At 49.7% G+C, this 16496-nt stretch carries 16 protein-coding genes; 14 read left to right on the forward strand and 2 right to left on the reverse strand.

Going from position 1 to position 16496, the window contains the following annotated elements; genetic code table 11:
- Positions 1-412 precede the first annotated feature (412 nt).
- The 5 genes from B147_RS0126465 to B147_RS0126485 all read left to right on the forward strand — a co-directional run bounded on the left by B147_RS0126465 (position 413) and on the right by B147_RS0126485 (position 5402).
- The gene (locus B147_RS0126465) at positions 413-1504 is read left to right on the forward strand and encodes an SAM-dependent methyltransferase (protein WP_020590216.1); all 1092 of its coding nucleotides are present in this window, start codon (positions 413-415) and stop codon (positions 1502-1504) included.
- Between the two features lie 65 nt (positions 1505-1569).
- Positions 1570-2484 carry a hypothetical protein gene (locus tag B147_RS0126470; protein WP_020590217.1) on the forward strand — a complete coding sequence of 305 codons (915 nt, stop codon included), beginning with the start codon at positions 1570-1572 and terminating at the stop codon, positions 2482-2484.
- A 34-nt stretch (positions 2485-2518) separates the two neighbouring features.
- Positions 2519-3379, forward strand: a complete 861-nt coding sequence (locus B147_RS0126475) for a phosphate/phosphite/phosphonate ABC transporter substrate-binding protein (RefSeq protein WP_157238044.1) — start codon at positions 2519-2521, stop codon at positions 3377-3379.
- 16 nt (positions 3380-3395) lie between these two features.
- Positions 3396-4772, forward strand: coding sequence for a sensor histidine kinase (locus B147_RS30795; protein WP_020590219.1), 1377 nt, complete (start codon positions 3396-3398; stop codon positions 4770-4772).
- The gene (locus tag B147_RS0126485; RefSeq protein ID WP_020590220.1) at positions 4773-5402 is read left to right on the forward strand and encodes a response regulator; all 630 of its coding nucleotides are present in this window, start codon (positions 4773-4775) and stop codon (positions 5400-5402) included.
- A 75-nt stretch (positions 5403-5477) separates the two neighbouring features.
- On the opposite strand, the gene B147_RS32050 is transcribed toward B147_RS0126485, so the two are convergent.
- Complete coding sequence (locus tag B147_RS32050) at positions 5478-5636, reverse strand: hypothetical protein (RefSeq protein ID WP_020590221.1); 159 nt, start codon at positions 5634-5636, stop codon at positions 5478-5480.
- Between the two features lie 548 nt (positions 5637-6184).
- Between B147_RS32050 and B147_RS0126495 the strand changes: the two genes are divergently transcribed.
- From B147_RS0126495 to B147_RS0126525, 7 genes are all read left to right on the forward strand, one after another.
- Positions 6185-7255, forward strand: a complete 1071-nt coding sequence (locus B147_RS0126495) for a cytochrome c3 family protein (protein WP_033398043.1) — start codon at positions 6185-6187, stop codon at positions 7253-7255.
- Positions 7256-7578: 323 nt separating this feature from the next.
- On the forward strand, positions 7579-8961 hold the full coding sequence (locus B147_RS0126500; RefSeq protein WP_020590223.1) for an AMP-binding protein: 1383 nt from the start codon (positions 7579-7581) through the stop codon (positions 8959-8961).
- A gap of 6 nt (positions 8962-8967) precedes the next feature.
- On the forward strand, positions 8968-10203 hold the full coding sequence (locus B147_RS0126505; protein WP_020590224.1) for a beta-ketoacyl-[acyl-carrier-protein] synthase family protein: 1236 nt from the start codon (positions 8968-8970) through the stop codon (positions 10201-10203).
- Entirely contained in the window at positions 10203-11045 is an 843-nt protein-coding gene (locus B147_RS0126510; protein ID WP_020590225.1) for a lysophospholipid acyltransferase family protein, read from the forward strand. The genes B147_RS0126505 and B147_RS0126510 overlap by 1 nt, the downstream gene beginning before the upstream one ends.
- Entirely contained in the window at positions 11018-12268 is a 1251-nt protein-coding gene (locus B147_RS0126515; RefSeq protein ID WP_020590226.1) for a beta-ketoacyl-[acyl-carrier-protein] synthase family protein, read from the forward strand. Before B147_RS0126510 ends, B147_RS0126515 begins: the two co-directional genes overlap by 28 nt.
- A gap of 113 nt (positions 12269-12381) precedes the next feature.
- On the forward strand, positions 12382-13647 hold the full coding sequence (locus B147_RS0126520; protein WP_020590227.1) for a beta-ketoacyl-[acyl-carrier-protein] synthase family protein: 1266 nt from the start codon (positions 12382-12384) through the stop codon (positions 13645-13647).
- 4 nt (positions 13648-13651) lie between these two features.
- The gene (locus B147_RS0126525; RefSeq protein WP_020590228.1) at positions 13652-14134 is read left to right on the forward strand and encodes an acyl-CoA thioesterase; all 483 of its coding nucleotides are present in this window, start codon (positions 13652-13654) and stop codon (positions 14132-14134) included.
- On the opposite strand, the gene B147_RS0126530 is transcribed toward B147_RS0126525, so the two are convergent.
- Positions 14131-14544 carry a hypothetical protein gene (locus B147_RS0126530; RefSeq protein ID WP_020590229.1) on the reverse strand — a complete coding sequence of 138 codons (414 nt, stop codon included), beginning with the start codon at positions 14542-14544 and terminating at the stop codon, positions 14131-14133. The genes B147_RS0126525 and B147_RS0126530 overlap by 4 nt on opposite strands.
- A 25-nt stretch (positions 14545-14569) precedes the next feature.
- Here B147_RS0126530 and B147_RS0126535 point away from each other — a divergent pair, with 25 nt between their 5' ends.
- Both B147_RS0126535 and B147_RS0126540 read left to right on the forward strand, forming a co-directional pair.
- Positions 14570-15301, forward strand: coding sequence for a glycosyltransferase family 2 protein (locus tag B147_RS0126535; RefSeq protein WP_020590230.1), 732 nt, complete (start codon positions 14570-14572; stop codon positions 15299-15301).
- 10 nt (positions 15302-15311) lie between these two features.
- Positions 15312-16211 carry a lysophospholipid acyltransferase family protein gene (locus B147_RS0126540; protein WP_020590231.1) on the forward strand — a complete coding sequence of 300 codons (900 nt, stop codon included), beginning with the start codon at positions 15312-15314 and terminating at the stop codon, positions 16209-16211.
- Positions 16212-16496 lie beyond the last annotated feature (285 nt).

Consider the following 16496-nt stretch of genomic DNA (forward strand, 5'->3'; position numbering starts at 1 on the left):
CTTATCACAGCGTTTTCTCCTCAAATGTAACGTTTCGATTGGTGGGTGAACTCACACACATCCACGTTACATTATCAAAAGACCTGCAGAGTGTCTATTATAATTTTGCGACAAAATAATTTTAGATGTCGCTCCGCCCCCCTGATATCATTGATAATAAATTTTGATGCGTCAGCGCTGGGCAAAGATCTTGTTGTATATGAAATCATATTTGTGATAGTTTTTTTTATTTAGTGTTAAATGGGGACCTGTGTTTGGACGTAAAGTTGCCCAGATGCAAGGCTCAGAAAAATTTGTAACCGGAGCAACCTCATGGTCGTGAGGCCCGATCTTATAATTTGACAAATTTTTCTGTAACGCCGCAGGTGGGTGACTTTGCGTGCAAACACTTAGCTTTTTTATGAGGTGAATAGTGGATAAAAAATTTGATTCCGGCAAAAAAAGATCGCTAAAGGCGCGTTATGAGGCACAGAAAATTGCCTTTGCCCCTGTGGTGTTCCAAGCAGTGCGTTTGCTGAGGGATCTGAACATTCTCAAGGTTCTTGAAGCGGCCGGAAAGACCGGGCTTAAAACCGAAGATATTTCAGAACAAACAGGCGTCTCCTGTTACGGGGTAACCGTTCTGTGCGAAACAGGACTTAGCCAGGACGTTCTGGAGATGAAAGATGATTGTTATGTATTAACCAGAGTCGGACATTTTCTGCTCAATGACGAATTGACAAAAGTGAACATGGATTTTATCCATGACGTCTGTTATGAGGGCCTTTTTCGATTGGATCAGGCGATTGCAGAAGAAAAACCCGCGGGATTGGAAGTGTTTGGCCGGTGGCCCACAATTTACGAAGCATTAAGCCATTTGCCTGCCAAAGCGCAAAAAAGTTGGTTTGCCTTTGACCACTTTTACAGTGATACGGCCTTTCCGGAAGCATTGCCCCATGTATTTAGCCTTAAGCCGCAGTCCCTTTTGGACATCGGCGCAAATACCGGAAAATTTGCCATCCAATGTGTTCTCCATGATCCGGATGTCCATGTGATGATGATGGATTTACCCGGGCAACTTGCCAAAGCACAAGAGAATATTGTTGCACAAGGAGTAACCGACAGAATTACCCCATATCCTATCTGTGATCTGCTGGATCCGAAATCCGAGTTTCCCGGCGGCTTTGATGCGGTGTGGATGAGTCAATTTCTGGTCTGTTTTTCCGAAGATCAAATTCTCAGCTTGCTTGAACGGGCAAAGGATGCATTGGCACCCCAAGGCAACGTGTTTATTCTGGATACATACTGGGATCGTCAACAATATGAAATAGCTGCATATTGCCTAATTAATTCTTCTCCCTATTTTACGGCCATGGCAAATGGAAACAGCCGCATGTACCGTTTTTCCAAGATAGAAGAGCTCGTCAAGAGGGCGGGATTGCGCATTGAATCGGTTGATGACGGACTTGGCACGGGGCATACCCTGATAAGATGCCGGGCCAATGATCCATCCGGAAATGAATAATTGTACAGTTGTAGCCTTCCTGATACCTTCAGTAATTTGCAAACCATCAGACAGATTATAGCAAAATGAAAAAAATACTTATCATACACTATTCACAAACCGGTCAATTGACCGATATCGTTAAGTCTGTAACGGCACCCTTCAAAAAGGATGAAACCGTTTCTATTACTTATGAAAGAATCAGGCCCAAACCGGCGTTTCCTTTTCCATGGTCGGCGACGCAGTTTTGCGATGTCTTTCCTGAATCCGTCGAGGGAATACCTTGTGAAATAGAGCCTGTTCGTTTTAATCCCGATGATGACTATGATTTAGTCATTCTTGCATACCAGGTCTGGTTCCTTGCCCCGTCGCTGCCCATCACCGCTTTTCTTGATTCCCCCGAAGCAAGGGTTATGAACGGACGGCCTGTTCTGACCATCATCGGATGCAGAAACATGTGGTTGCTGGCCCATGAGACAGTGAAACAAAAAATTATTAAATCAGGCGGCCGCTTGTTCGGCAATATTGTGCTTGGGGACAGGACCAATAATTTGCTTGGTGTGCTCACCATTGCCGTTTGGATGTTGTCCGGGAAGAAAAAAATATTTTTTGGGCTTTTGCCGGATGCCGGCATATCAGACCAGGATATTCAGGATGCCTCGAAGTTTGGAACAATTTTGAAGAACGCCTTAAAGAAGAATGATCCCGGGCCGATTCAAGAAACGCTTAACAGGCACGGTGCAGTCTCCGTGGTGCCGCAATATATACTTTTTGAAAAACGCATCCAGCGAATTTTTAAAATCTGGTCGAAATTTATCCTTAAAAAAGGGAAAAGAGGTAATCCTGCCCGAAAATTTCGGGTCCGGCTTTTTCTGGGGTATCTCTTTGCAGCCATCGCAGTGATTGCTCCTGTGTCTACGGTTCTTTCCATGCTGGCGATAAAGTTTAAAAAAGATGAGATCAAAAATGCAATGGACTATTTTTCAAAAAATATTGTTTAGGGCCCTGGAAAATAATTACAAAAGGTGGGCAAGCTTGCTTTTGGCCATCATATCGTCTCTTGTGCTGATGTGGTCCCCGGGTTATGCCCGGTCTTTGTCCGGGCAGTTTAAAATATCCACATTCCCTTGTACGGATGAAGCCAACAGTTTTAAAAAATTTCATCCGCTGGTGACCTATCTTCGACACGCCACCGGGCTGAATATTTCTCTGGTTTTTCATGATGATTTGGCCGGTTTTGAACGGGCATTGAAAAACGGCAGCCTTGATTTCGTGATTCAGGACCCCTATGTGTATGTCAAACTGGCGGATAAGTATAGTAATGCCCATATTCTGCAGGCGTTGACATTCGATAAAGAGACCACCCATAGTGGCGTTATTATTGTTCGAAAAGACAGCGGCTTGAAACGCATCATGGACCTTAAGGGCAAAACCGTCATGTTCGGTCCCAAACTGTCATCGCCGCGATGGATTGCCGCCAGACATCTGTTTGAAAAGAACGGGCTTCTGATTGACGGGGACCTGCTGGATTATTCCAATAAAGGATGCTGTGAGGATGTGGCATTTAATGTGTTTTTAAACGTCGTTGATGCCGGCGTGGTCTGCGATCATTTCCTTCCGGAACATGGCAGCCGGCAGCAGGCGCTTGGCCTGGATGCCGGGCAGCTTGCTGTGATTGCCACAACCGACCGGGTCCCCACAAAAATTTTCAGTGCCGGCAAATATGTCAGGGCTGATAATATGGTAAAGATGACCGGGGCCTTGATGCGTCTTGACTTTCAGAATTCAGAACACCGCCGTATTATGGAAAATGCGGATCTTGGCGGTTTTCGCAAGGCCTCTGCGCAGGATTTAAGCCAAATCCGGGAATGGGTGGCACGGATGCAAGTTGATTGAAGCAGGATTGGTTTCGATGCTATTTTCCGGCATGATCAAACCTGGGCTGCGGCTGAAACTGACTGCGCTTATCGAATGCCTGGTCGTGGCTCTTGTCCTTTGCATCGGCATTGTGTCAACCTTTCGTGAAAAAAAGACCCTTGAAAATGAGTTGCACAAGCGCGGGTATGCCCTGGCGGCTGATTTGGCCAGATTTACTGCCGGTCCTTTGCTCAGCCGGGATCTGCCCACGTTAAGACGGTTTGTCAATCATTCCATGGCCCAGGAGTATGTGCTGTATGTCATGATTGTGGACAATGAAGATCAAATTGTGATGCACAGTGACCTTAAATATGTGGGTAAGGACATTTCCCTGTATCAGCTTGAACCTATGACGCGCCATCTTGATCTGTCTGCTTCGGTTCGGATTGCAGACGCATTGCTGGGAAATGTTGTTCTGGGGTACTCATATATGGCGCTTGAAAATGAAATCGACACCGCTGTTAAACAAATTTTAATGCTGGGGGCAATTGCCATTACCCTGGGGGGGATCATGGCGTATGTGCTGGCCTGGTTTATTGCGGCCCCCATCAAAAGAATCAGAGACGCCACAAAGCAGCTTGCTGCAGGAAATTATCCGGCACTTCTGGAAATCAAAAGTGCCGATGAGATCGGCGCCTTGGCTGAATCCTTCAATGATATGGCCAAGGAGTTGACCCGGCATCGGACCCATCTTCAGAATCTGGTGGACGAGAGGACCAGGGCACTTAGAGAGTTGGCACTTCACATTCAATTGGCCAAAGAAGACGAAGCCAAGCGAATTGCCAGGGAAATTCACGACGAACTGGGACAAAGCCTGACCGCTTTGAAGATTGACCTTCACTGGCTTAAAGGACAGTTGCCAGGAGATGTACCTGGGGTTCAGGATAAAATCGGCATCATGCTCCGGTTGATCGGTGAGACAATTAATTCTGTCCGTAAGATTTCATCTCAGCTGCGTCCGGTTCTTTTGGATGATTTTGGTCTGTCCGCAGCCATGGAGTGGCAGACCAAAGAGTTCTCGGATCGAACAGGGATTTCTTCCCATTTTTTTTCACGTCCGGAAAATATTGTTCCCCAACAGGACCAGGCTGTTGCGCTTTTTCGTGTTTTTCAGGAGGCCTTGACAAATGTTGCCCGCCATGCCAGTGCAACACATGTTGAGGCCGGTTTGTGGGAGACATCAAATACCCTTGTGATGGAAGTGCGTGACAACGGTATCGGCATTACAAAATCCCAGATGATGGATACCCGGTCTTTTGGTGTTATTGGGATGCATGAACGGGTGAAACGTCTGGGGGGAGAACTTGAAATTTATGGCCAAAGGGAACAGGGCACAACCCTCAGCGCCTGGATTCCAAAGGGAGATACATAAATGCTGAAAATTCTTATTGCAGATGATCATGCCATTGTGCGCAAGGGGCTCAAACAGATTCTGTCCAATAGTCCGGATATGACCGTAGCCGGCGAGGCTGCCAGCGGAGCACAGGCGCTGGATATGATTCGTAAAGAGGACTGGGATGTAGTTCTGCTGGATATCAGCATGCCTGACGGAAACGGCCTGGATACGCTGAAACAGCTAAAGAAGGAAAAGCCGGATCTGCCGATTCTGATGCTAAGCATTTACCCGGAAGAGCAGTATGCCATCCGGACCATCAAAGCCGGCGTATCCGGATATCTGACCAAAGACAGCGCCCCCGAAGAGTTGGTTGAGGCCATTCGGAAAGTGGCCCGTGGCGGTAAATACATCAGTGCCTCGTTATCGGAAAAAATGGCGGAGTATCTGGAGAAAAAATCTGAACGTGCACTTCATGAAAATCTTTCAGACCGGGAATACCAGGTTATGGTCATGATTGCGGCAGGAAAAACCGTATCCCAGATCGCCGAGGAGATGTGCCTGAGCGTTAAAACCATCAGTACCAACCGATCCCGGGCACTGGCTAAGATGGGAATGGAAAATAACTCCCAGTTTACCCATTATGCGGTGAAACAGGGCCTTGTATAAATAACAACAGCCGATTTTAGAAATCGGCTGTTGAGAGTCAGCGCAATAAAAGCTGTTTGAATACGGTATTCTTAATTAGTATTGATAGCAGGGGCTGTCAGGGCAGGTGGGGTCGCACTCTGTATATTGGGGAGTGCCTTTTCCGTTTGAGTTTTGGCTGTAGGCCATGGCCAGGGTAGCGCTAAACAATACAACCATAAGAGCGATTATGCTTTTTTTAAAAATTTTTTTCATTTGTTCTTCTCCTTAAAATTAATTGTAAAAAAATGCTTTTCTACCATGAAGTTAGGTCATTAGACCGTATTCATGGTAACATTGACTTGATCATAGACATTCAGGGTTCTATCGTAAATCAGCGCAACTCTCTTTTTGATGTCAGTGTTTGTCCTACAAAATTTTGCCATTTGATCTGCCAATCATTTGCTTGTCTTCACGACGACATAATTGACGGCTAATTTTAGAGCGTCATGGGAAAGCAGTTCGACAACACAATTGCCGTGATTCTTGGTTGACTTTTTCTTTGAAGTTTGAAAAATATGGGTCGGAATCCATAACTAGGATTTTGCTCAATGTTTTGTATCACCTAATTAAATTCGACGCAATATATTGGGGCTTGAGGGATTCGTCATACGCGTTTATTTGAGCGATTTGATAGTAACTATTTTATGTGTGTTTATGTATCGTTGCGGCAGAGCCGTTTGCTGTGGGTTGAGCCTGGATGTTGACAGAGCGGGTCGGCCCCCATGGCCGTTATTTACAAAAAGAGAGGAGAAAAAGAAAAGATGAAGTGCAGATTTTGTTTTACTTTGTTTTTTGTGTCAGTGTCGATTCTGTTCGGTCCGCCTGTGGATGCCGAAGAGAAACAGGAATGTTTTTTATCAAGCTTACATCACACCGGTGAAGGCATGCGGTATTGGTATGAGGCCAAGGATGGCTTCATGGCGATAAGCGGCGTGCCGTACGACGCCCTTGGATGTAAAAATTGTCATGTACAAAGTTGTGATGATTGTCACCTCCAGAAAACAAAAGAGGGTCTTGCGTACTCAACCGAAACAGCCCGTTCAAGTGACACCTGTCTTAAATGCCATGCCCGCGAGAAAGCCACAAGCAAATATGATGAAATGCATGCATGCCAGGGCGTCCATGCAGAAAGCAATATGGGCTGCATGGATTGTCACAGCAAAAAAGAGGTTCACGGGGATGGAACCTTTTATAAGAGTATGAGGCAGGACGGTGCAATGGATACGGCATGTACGGATTGTCATACAAAAGATGCCAAAGATTATCCCGCGCTTCCCGACACCAGGTCCCATACCGTCCATAAAGGCAAGCTGGCATGCAATGCGTGTCATGTGCAAAACTCCATGACATGTTATAATTGCCATTTCGGCGTACTTGCTGAAACAAAATGCAAGCCAAAAAGCTTTGCAATGAAGGCCAAAGACTTTTTGCTTTTAGTAAAATACAAAGGAAAAGTGACAAGCGGGACCATGCAAAGTTTAGTTGGAAAAAACAACGAGCCGTTTATTTCTTACGTTCCTTATTTTACCCATTCAATTACGGCCGAAGGAAGAAAGTGTGAACAATGCCACGCAACGGAAGCGGTCAAAACCCTTGCGGCATCCAAAGAATTTACGCCGGCCGTATTTAAAGACGGCAAGCTTGAATTTTACAAAGGGGTCATTCCTGTGGTTCCGGATTTATTGAATTGGCCTTTTTTGGAAAAGAAAGGGGATACGTGGGTGCCGTTCGAACCAAAGACAAAACCGCTTGTCCAGATGGCGCTTTATGCCGAACCCTTTACACCGGAAGATTTGAAAAATTTGAAAGTTAAAATCAAATACGAAGAATAGATAGGGTTATTCAGAACGAATCTTGTTTCGGGTTCCGGTGTGGTACAACAGCGGCACACTATGCGCACACAGCCCACGGCCGGAACCCATCATTCCAAACAGATAGGAATACGCTTTTTCCCGTAATGAATCAGGGCATGTCGCAAACCCAAATCACGCCAAAGGCGTCCTGATTTATCCTTGACAGTTCACAGCCTCTTATCTACCATGGCCTTTCATTGTGGCCTTGCGTGTAAAAATGATAATTTGTGGGTGTATAAAATTTTGAAATTTTTCTCTGTATCTCAATACCCATGGGATTTTTTTGCCCGGGTCAGTGATTCATGAAACCAGATAGATTGCATTCTTTGACGGAACAGGCCGTGGCCGATCTCTTAAAAGGGAAGGGTGAGCCGGACAGACCTTTTTGCGGGCAGCGCACCTACGCAGAGATTCATGCCATGGCCCACGCCATTCTTGACGGATGCCCGGCAACAGGTGACCAAAGGGCATATCTGGCTGTCTTTACCACGGACAGGGCGGTTATCGCTGCCGCCATTGTGGCTGCGCTGGCCGGCGGTCCCATACTGATTCTGCCCCATGATATCTCGGACAAGGCACTCATGGATCTGGCAAGCGACCCGGCACATACATGGGTGGTGGCCGATCCGGGCAGGACCTTGCCTGACCGGTTCAAAGAATTTGTCGTTACCCCGGTGGGCCACAGTTGCAATGCCATACCCTTAAATGCCGCCGTTGATCTGGATGCGCCCCTGCTCAAACTGTATACCGGCGGTTCAACAGGGAAACCGGCCATATGGACAAAGACCGTGGCCAATATCATGGGCGAAGCCCTCTTCCATGTGAAAGAGCACGACATCTCCCAAGATGACGTGGTGGTTGCTACGGTGCCGCCCTATCATATTTACGGTCTGCTGTTTTCCGTAGCTGTCCCGTTGCTGGCCGGTGCAAGGGTGGCGGATCAAACCTGCGGATTTCCCCATGAGATTGTCAATCTGGTCACGGATGCGGGTGCAACCATCCTGGTTAGTGTGCCGGCCCATTTCAGAGCCTTGAAAGGCCATGATTTCCCGGGCCATGGTCTGCGTCTGGCTTTTTCTTCGGCAGGGGTTCTGGATGAGGCGGATGAAAGGGATTTCCGTCAAAGAAATAACGTTTGTTTAATGGAGGTCTACGGTTCAACGGAAACCGGCGGCATCGCTTTTAGATGCCGGGGACGTGATGAGTCTTTTTTCTCGCCTTTTAGTGTCATTGAAACCCATATTACAGAAGAGATCTTAAAGATTCGATCCCCTTTTATTTCGCCTGAAATCGATCTGGATGATTTGGGGCTTTACCTGGTGCCGGACAGGGTAAAACAATGCACAGCCAATAGCTTTGCCATCCTTGGCAGATCTGATACGATTGTAAAAATTGCCGGCATTCGGGTGGACCTGGATCAGGTCGGAGCGGTTTTGAAGACCATGGACGGGATCAGGGATGCCCTGGCCCTGGTAAAGGCTGTTCCCCGGGGCAGGGCCTTTGACATCTGTGCCCTTGTGGAAGGCAGCTGCACCCATGCGGATATCCGGAAATTTCTTTCCGGGCGGCTTGAGGCCGTAGCCCATCCCCGGAGGATTAAGGTTGTGAACCACATGCCCATGACCCGTTCCGGGAAATATGACAGGGCCGCTGTTGCCGCCTTATTTGAAACGGAGGTCGGCTGAGGAAAAATGAATCGCAGAGTGGTTATAACAGGGTATGGCGTCATCTCCCCCATCGGGGAGACGGAGGATGAGATTCTCCGGCACTTGACCCAGGGCATTTCAGGGGTTAAAAAACTTGAAGATGACGGGTTTTTATCCGAGGTTATCCGGTCCGGTGTCTTTGGCAGGATTGATTATCCCAAAACCTATCCCTTTGAACGAAACCATCGAAAAACCATGGGGCCGGTGGCCTTTGTTGCTTGCGAGTCCGCCCGGCGGGCCATTGAACAATCCGGTCTGGACAAGGCATTTTTAACCTCGGGCCAGGTGGGGGTGGCGTTCGGCTCCATCCATGGCAGCCCCTTTATCCAACGCCAGATCATGAGAGCCTATATTCAGGGCGGCAAAGACGGCGATCCGGGCATTAATGCGGCTGATTTTTTAAAATCCATGGCCCACACCACAGCCGTGAACATCACAAAGATGTTCGGCATATCCGGCCGGGTCATCAGTCCCTGTACGGCATGCACCACCAGCAGCCAGTCCATTGGGTTCGGATACGAAGCCATCCGGTTCGGCATGCAGGAGGCCATGGTGTGCGGCGGTGCCGACGAGTATGACACCTCAACCGTGGCTGTCTTTGACAACCTTCGGGCCTGCTCCACCCGGTTCAATGACACCCCGCATCTTACCCCGCGCCCCTTTGACAGCCGCCGGGACGGTCTGGTGGTGGGAGAAGGCGCCGGCGCCCTTGTGCTGGAGTCTCTGGAGCATGCGAAAGACCGGGGTGCAACCATCCTGGGCGAAGTTGTGGGGTTTGCCTCCAACAATAACGGCGGGGACATGATTCTGCCCAACCTGGCAGGGATTACCCAGACGTTGACCCTGGCCCTGGCCGATGCACAAATCGCTGCCCGGGATGTCGATTTTATCAGTGCCCATGCCACGGCCACCCGCCAGGGGGACACCATTGAGGCCATGGCCATCCACAATGTGTATGGAGATAAGACACGGGTGACGGCCCTGAAGAGCTACATGGGGCATACCATTGCCGCCTGCGGGGCCATTGAGACCATCATCACCCTGATGATGATGAAGCACGGGTTTATTCCGCCCACCCTCAATCTTGACACCGTGGATGAATCCTGCGCCATGATCAACCATACACGGCAGGTGCTGGATGAGAAGATCAACACGGCATCGGTTCAGAATTTTGCCTTTGGCGGGGTGAATACCGCGCTTATATTAAAGAAATATAATTGATGGAAACCCGATCTTCAAACGCCGTAAATGAAACAAAACCTAAGGGTTTGGCTATTCTGTCTTTTATGCGGGATCTGGTCATTACACTGCTGCTTTGGGGTTATTTTATTTTTGGATTTCTCCTGTTTTTTTCTCCGTTTTATTTGATTGCTTTTGTTTGTCCACCTATACGGGAAGCGGCCGTTCAATGTCTTAACTGCTTGTTTTACAAAGTGTTTTTTGTTTTTGTCCGCGTACTTATGCCGGGCATTGGCTGGCACATTGATCCCAAAGTCAAAGGACTTGAAAACTGCATCGTTGTCTGCAATCATGTCTCATATTTAGATCCTCTGGTGATGATCAGTTTATTCAGGCGTCATAAAACCATTGTCAAGGGCACCTTTTTCAAGGTGCCGGTGTTCGGCTGGGTCTTAAGGGCGGCAGGCTATATCCCATCCATGCCCAAGGGGCGGATGGCCGGTCTGATGGTGCGTCAGACCAGCACCCTTGCATCCTTTCTTGAAAAGGGCGGAATCCTTTTTGTGTTTCCCGAAGGCACCCGGAACCGCAACGCCGGAGCCGGCGTTCTGAGATTTCACAGCGGTGTATTTAAAATGGCAAGGCTTTGCAGATCCCCCATAAATGTACTGATGATTCGTAATACCGATAAACTATTCAGACCCGGGCGGTTTTTATTTCACACTGATTTTTCCGGCATCATCCGCGTGGAACTTGCCGGTACGATTCGGCCGGATTATGATAAAGAAACCGTTTCCACGGATGGACTCATGGAACAGGCCGGAACGATTTTAACCGAAAAACAAAGGACATCTTCTTGGGAGCATCAAACAGACAGGCCGTAATTCTGGGATATGATGCGGTTTGCCCTCTGGGAACGCAGTTGCCTGATGCCTGGAAAAAGGCCTTGAAAGGAGACAGCGGTATTGGGCCGCTGACCCGATTCTCCATGGATGACGACTTTCCGGTGCGCATTGCAGGCGAAGTGGCAAGCATTGACGATCTGGATTACCCTTTTCTTAAACCCCGGGAGCGTGCCAGGTGGACCTCGCCTATTTTTAAGCATGCCATGCTGACCACATCCCGGGCCATTGAGCGAAGCGGGATTGAGATTACCCCGGAGATTGCCCCCAGAACCGCCATTACCTACAGTTCCGCCCTGGGCGGGTTGGATGCCGCGCTGGAGGCGGACCGCAGATTGGTCAGGGAAAACCGGCTGCCTAAACCCTTTACCAATCCCAATGCCTGCATCAACATGGTGGGGGGCAAGGTCTCCATCCTCACCGGTGCCACCGGCCCCATCACCTCAACCATTACAGCCTGTGCAACAGGGGCGACCTCCATGATCATCGGCGCCATGTTCATTGCCCAGGGGCTTTGCGATGTGGCGATCTGCGGTGCCGTGGATTTTGCCCTGGTGCCTGCCATCATTGCCGGGTTTTCCACCATGAACGGCACCTTTTTCCCAAAGCCCGGGGAAAACGTTCCGGCCTGGGCTGCAAGCCGCCCATTTTCGAAAAACCGAAGGGGATTCGTGGTCTCCGAAGGGGCCGGCGCCGTGATCCTGGCTGCCCGGGAGTTTGCCCGGAGCTGGGGCTTGACCTATCATGCGGCCCTTGCCGGATGGGGCATGACCTCGGACGCCCATCATGTGGTAGCGCCGTATTTGCCCACGGTAACCCGGTGCATGGAATTAGCGCTGGCGCATGCCGGGATTGACCCGCAAGCGGTTTCCAGTGTCAATGCCCATGCCACCGCCACCCAGGTGGGGGATAAGGTGGAGTATGATGCCTTGTCAGCGGTGTTTGGCAAAAAGATTCCGCCGGTGACAGCCAATAAGTCCATGATTGGTCACGCCATGGGCGCATCCAGCGCCATTGAGACCATTTTTTCCGTCCAGGGAATGATTGACGGGAAAATTCCTCCCACCATCAACTATGATCCGGATCCTGATATGGCGTTTGACTGCGTGACAGACAATGCAAGACACCTGGACCAGCCGTATGTGTTGAAAAATGCATTTGGATTTGGCGGATGTAATGCCTGCATTGTACTGGAAAAATGTTGAAAACAGCCACGGGCTGGCCTGGTCTGTCAACATCCAGGCTCACCCCACAACAAAGCATGAAAGTAACTTAACAACATATTGGAACTTTCTTGTAAAAAAATAGAGATAAGACCATGAAAGCACCATTGAACAGGCGGGTTTTTGTTTTAGGGTACGGGGCGGCCACTCCGTTGGGGGCAACCTTTGACCTGACCTTTGAAAATGCTGTGGCCGGCAAAGCAGGGTTTAGAAGGATCACCCGGTGTGAGGTGAAAACCCCGAGCAATGTGGTGGGCGAAATACCGGACTGGGATCCCGTGGCAAGCGGGATGTTTGAAAAAAAAGAGGCACATAACTGGAATGCGGCGTTTGTGCTGTTGACCGTGGCCGTGTGCCGGGAGGCCCTGGCTCACGCCGGTATTGTCATGGAACCCGATATCGGCCGGCGGACCGCCTGCTTGATCGGTTCTGCCCTGAACGGTATGGATGCCTTCAGAATTGCCTCGGAGAAATATGCCAATGCAGGCCCTTTGCGGGTCAGCCCCTATCTTCTGCCCAATCTGTGCGGCAACATGCCCGCAAGCAAGGCCGGTATTGATTTAGGCTTTACCGGGCCGTTGTTCTCCCCCCAGGGGGCGTGTGCGTCGGGCAACCACGCCATCGGCATGGGAGCCAGGATGATCCGGGACGGTGATGTGGATGTTGTGCTGGCAGGCGGTGTGGACACGCCTCTGGTGCCGGAGATCGTCCAGGGGTTTGCCAACATGGGGGCCACCATAAGAGTCAATCCCGAGGACCGGGCCTATGAGGACCCGGGCCAGGCCAGCCGTCCGTTCAGCCGCGACCGCAAGGGCATGGTGCTCTCCGAAGGGTGCGGCGTGGTGGTGCTGGCCGCAGAGGAGGTCGCGAAGGCCTACGGACTTAAACCCCGGGCCGAAGTGGCAGGGATCGGCTGGACCTCGGATGCCTTTCATTTTACCAGTCCAAATCTTGAAACCATTGTCCGGGCCATGCACCAGGCCATTGATGATGCCCAGATTGCACCCCGGGATATCCAGTATATTAATGCCCATGGGACCTCCACCTTTAAAGGTGACACGTCAGAGGCCGACTGCTTAAGGCAGGTGTTCGGGCACCATTTAGGGCAGATCCCCGTATCCTCCAACAAGTCCCAGATCGGCCACACATTAGGGGCGGCAGCCGCCATTGAGGCCGCATTGAGCATTGAGGCCATGCAGATGGGTATGGTGCTGCCCACCATTAATCATAAACCCGCCCCTGAATTTGACGACCTGGATGTGGTGCCGGATACCTTCAGAGCCCACCCGCACGATTTTTTGTTGTCCAATGCCTACGGGTTTGGCGGAACGAATTGCTGTATTGTATTCAAAGGGGTGTAAGACCATGAGACCCAAACCGTTTAAACCCGAAATTACAGATGACAACATCCCTTATGTAAAGGACCAAACCACTGGGTTGATTTGGCACAGAACCAGCCATAGAACTCTTTATGCGGACACGGACCGTTCCCAGGTGGTTTACCATGCCAATTATTTAAGATTTTTTGAGCAGGGCAGGGCGGATTTAATGCGGGACATTGCCTACCCCTACCGGGAAATTGAAGAGAGCGGGTTTGTCTATCCCATCATCGAGACCAAACTGAACTATTTTGCCCCTCTGTTTTATGACGACCTGATGTGGATTCATACCCGGCCTGCCGGCCTGGAACGGGTTAAGCTTCAGTTTGATTACGTGATCACAAGCCAAACCTATGACCAGATTATCTGTAAGGGCTATACCCGGCATTGCGCCACCAATGCCCAGGGCATACCCGTTGGCGTGGATGAGAAAACCGTCCGGGTCTGGACACAGTTTCCACGGTCCTAAGTTCCGAATCGGTGTATCAGGGACTCCATGGTAATCCTTGTCAGCCAGCGAAGAATAATCAGGGAATATTCAGCCCCGGAAAGGACCATGCCGGCCATGAAAACCAGGTGGGAAAGGCCGTAAAATCCAGGGCCGCCGATGACGGTGAACCAGGGATTGCCTGTTTTAAGAGAGATCATGCCCATCAGACCGACCATGGGCCATCCTAAAACATAGCTGAAGGCAATGGCAAACACACCGGCCAGTACTTTAAAGGACGGCTTTTCACGAAAAGCACTTAGATCGGCTTTGTCTTCAATGGCATTGCGGACAAACGGGGTTTGGTGAATTTTATTGAGCAGGGTCATCATGGATGATTTATACCGGATAATGGGGGTCACAGTAAATTTAAATTTTTTGCTTTGATTCAATTATCCCACACCAAGGAGGATATACGTGGGGGCAGAAGCCAGGCCAAATGAGTACGGAAAAAATTCAGGACATCGCTTTGCCGTGGTGATTCCTGTGTATAACCACGGTATAACGGTCAAAGCCGTGGTGCTTGAAGCGGTGAAGCTTGGATTTCCGGTCATTGTTGTGGATGACGGCTCTACGGACATCACCCCCCAACGTCTTCAAGGCATCCCGGGTATCCGGGTAATGACCCATGAACAGAACCTTGGTAAAGGTGCTGCTCTGATGACCGGATTTAAGGTCGCGGCTGAAATGGCTGATTTTGCTATCACTCTGGATGCTGACGGCCAGCATTTTCCCAAGGATGCCCTTGCCATGATTGCTGCTGTTCCCAAAGGGAAAAAACCGTTGGTGACCGGGTATCGAAAACAGATGGAAAATGAGTCTGTCCCATGGACCAGCCGCATGGGCAGACGGTTTTCAAACCTCTGGATTACAGCATCGGGCGGACCCTGCATCCGGGATTCCCAAAGTGGGTTCCGCGTCTACCCGCTGCCCGAAACCCTGAATCTGAAAACCCAAGCCAGGCGGTATCAATTTGAGGTGGAGGTGCTGGTCAAAGCCCACAGGAATAAAATTGACGTCATTGAAGTGCCCATCCGTGTTGCATATCCGGTGGACAGGATTTCTCATTTTCATCCCTTTATTGATTTTTTACGCAACAGCGCCACATTCAGCCGATTGATATTCCGGCGTATCATCGGTCTGGTTTAAAGGATTTTTTGTGAAGGTATTTACCTATCAAGTGCTTATTATATTGTCTCGCTGGTTTGGCCCCTGGATTTTTACACTGGTCTCCAGGGTCATTGCGGCGGGCTATTTTTTCATGTTTCCGGGCCGGGCGGCAGTGAGCGCCAGGTTTTATGGCGCACTTTTTCCCGGCAAAAACCGCCTGTTTCATTGGCATTGCGCCTGGCGTCAATACCAGAATTTTACCACCGTGTTCATGGACCGTATCAGGCCCTGTGAGCAGGACAATATACAATTCACCTCCACGGGCTGGCAGAAGTTTGAAGAGACCTTGGACAAGGGGTGCGGGGCCATCGTGCTTATGTCCCATATGGGCAATTGGGATGTGGCCGCAAACCTTATGGCAAAAAAGAGAAAGGATCTCAAGCTGCTCCTTTATATGGGGGTTAAGGCCAAAGAACAGATTGAATCCGTTCAAAAGCAGGAACTCAATGACAGAGGCATCCGCATTGTCGCGGTTGAACCGTCCGGGGGATCTCCCCTTGACGTTGTGGAAGGTATCCGTTTTCTAAAATCCGGCGGGGTGGTCTCCTTGACCGGAGACAAGCTGTGGCACCCGGATCAAAGAGCGGTCAATGTACCATTCTTAGGCAAAACCGCACGGATTCCTGAGTTCCCCCATGTCTTTGCTCTGGCCTCCAAGGCCCCTTTGTTTGTTTTTTTTACTTTCCGCACCGGCCCCGGAAGCTATCGGTTTATGTTGTCCGATCCCATCCGTATCCACTGCCCGTCACGGGAGGACCGTAGCCGAGCAGTTATAGAATCGGCCCGGGTTTACGCCGGTATGCTGGAAAAGACCCTGCGCGAGCATCCCTATGAATGGTACCATTTTGATCCCTTTCTTGTGGATCATCGCGGACAGCAGCATCCATAACCTATTTTTTCGAAAAAAAACGACAAAACGCCCATTATTCCTTAGTTTTTATGGCCCTACGTAAAGTAGCTTACTATAATTTCAGCACGTTACGTAGAGATTTTTTAATCATGGCGAATGTAGTGCCATAAAATTAAATAATTGTTGATTTTCTATTGTAACTGTGCGCATAATCAGCTCCATGTATATACGAAGGACGACTATCAAAAGCCGGAAAGACGGCACACAATATTATACCTACAGGCTGGTTGAGTCTGAACGCACCGCCAAAGGAGTACGCCAGCA

The sequence above is a fragment of the Desulfobacter curvatus DSM 3379 genome (assembly GCF_000373985.1).
Lineage (GTDB): Bacteria > Desulfobacterota > Desulfobacteria > Desulfobacterales > Desulfobacteraceae > Desulfobacter > Desulfobacter curvatus.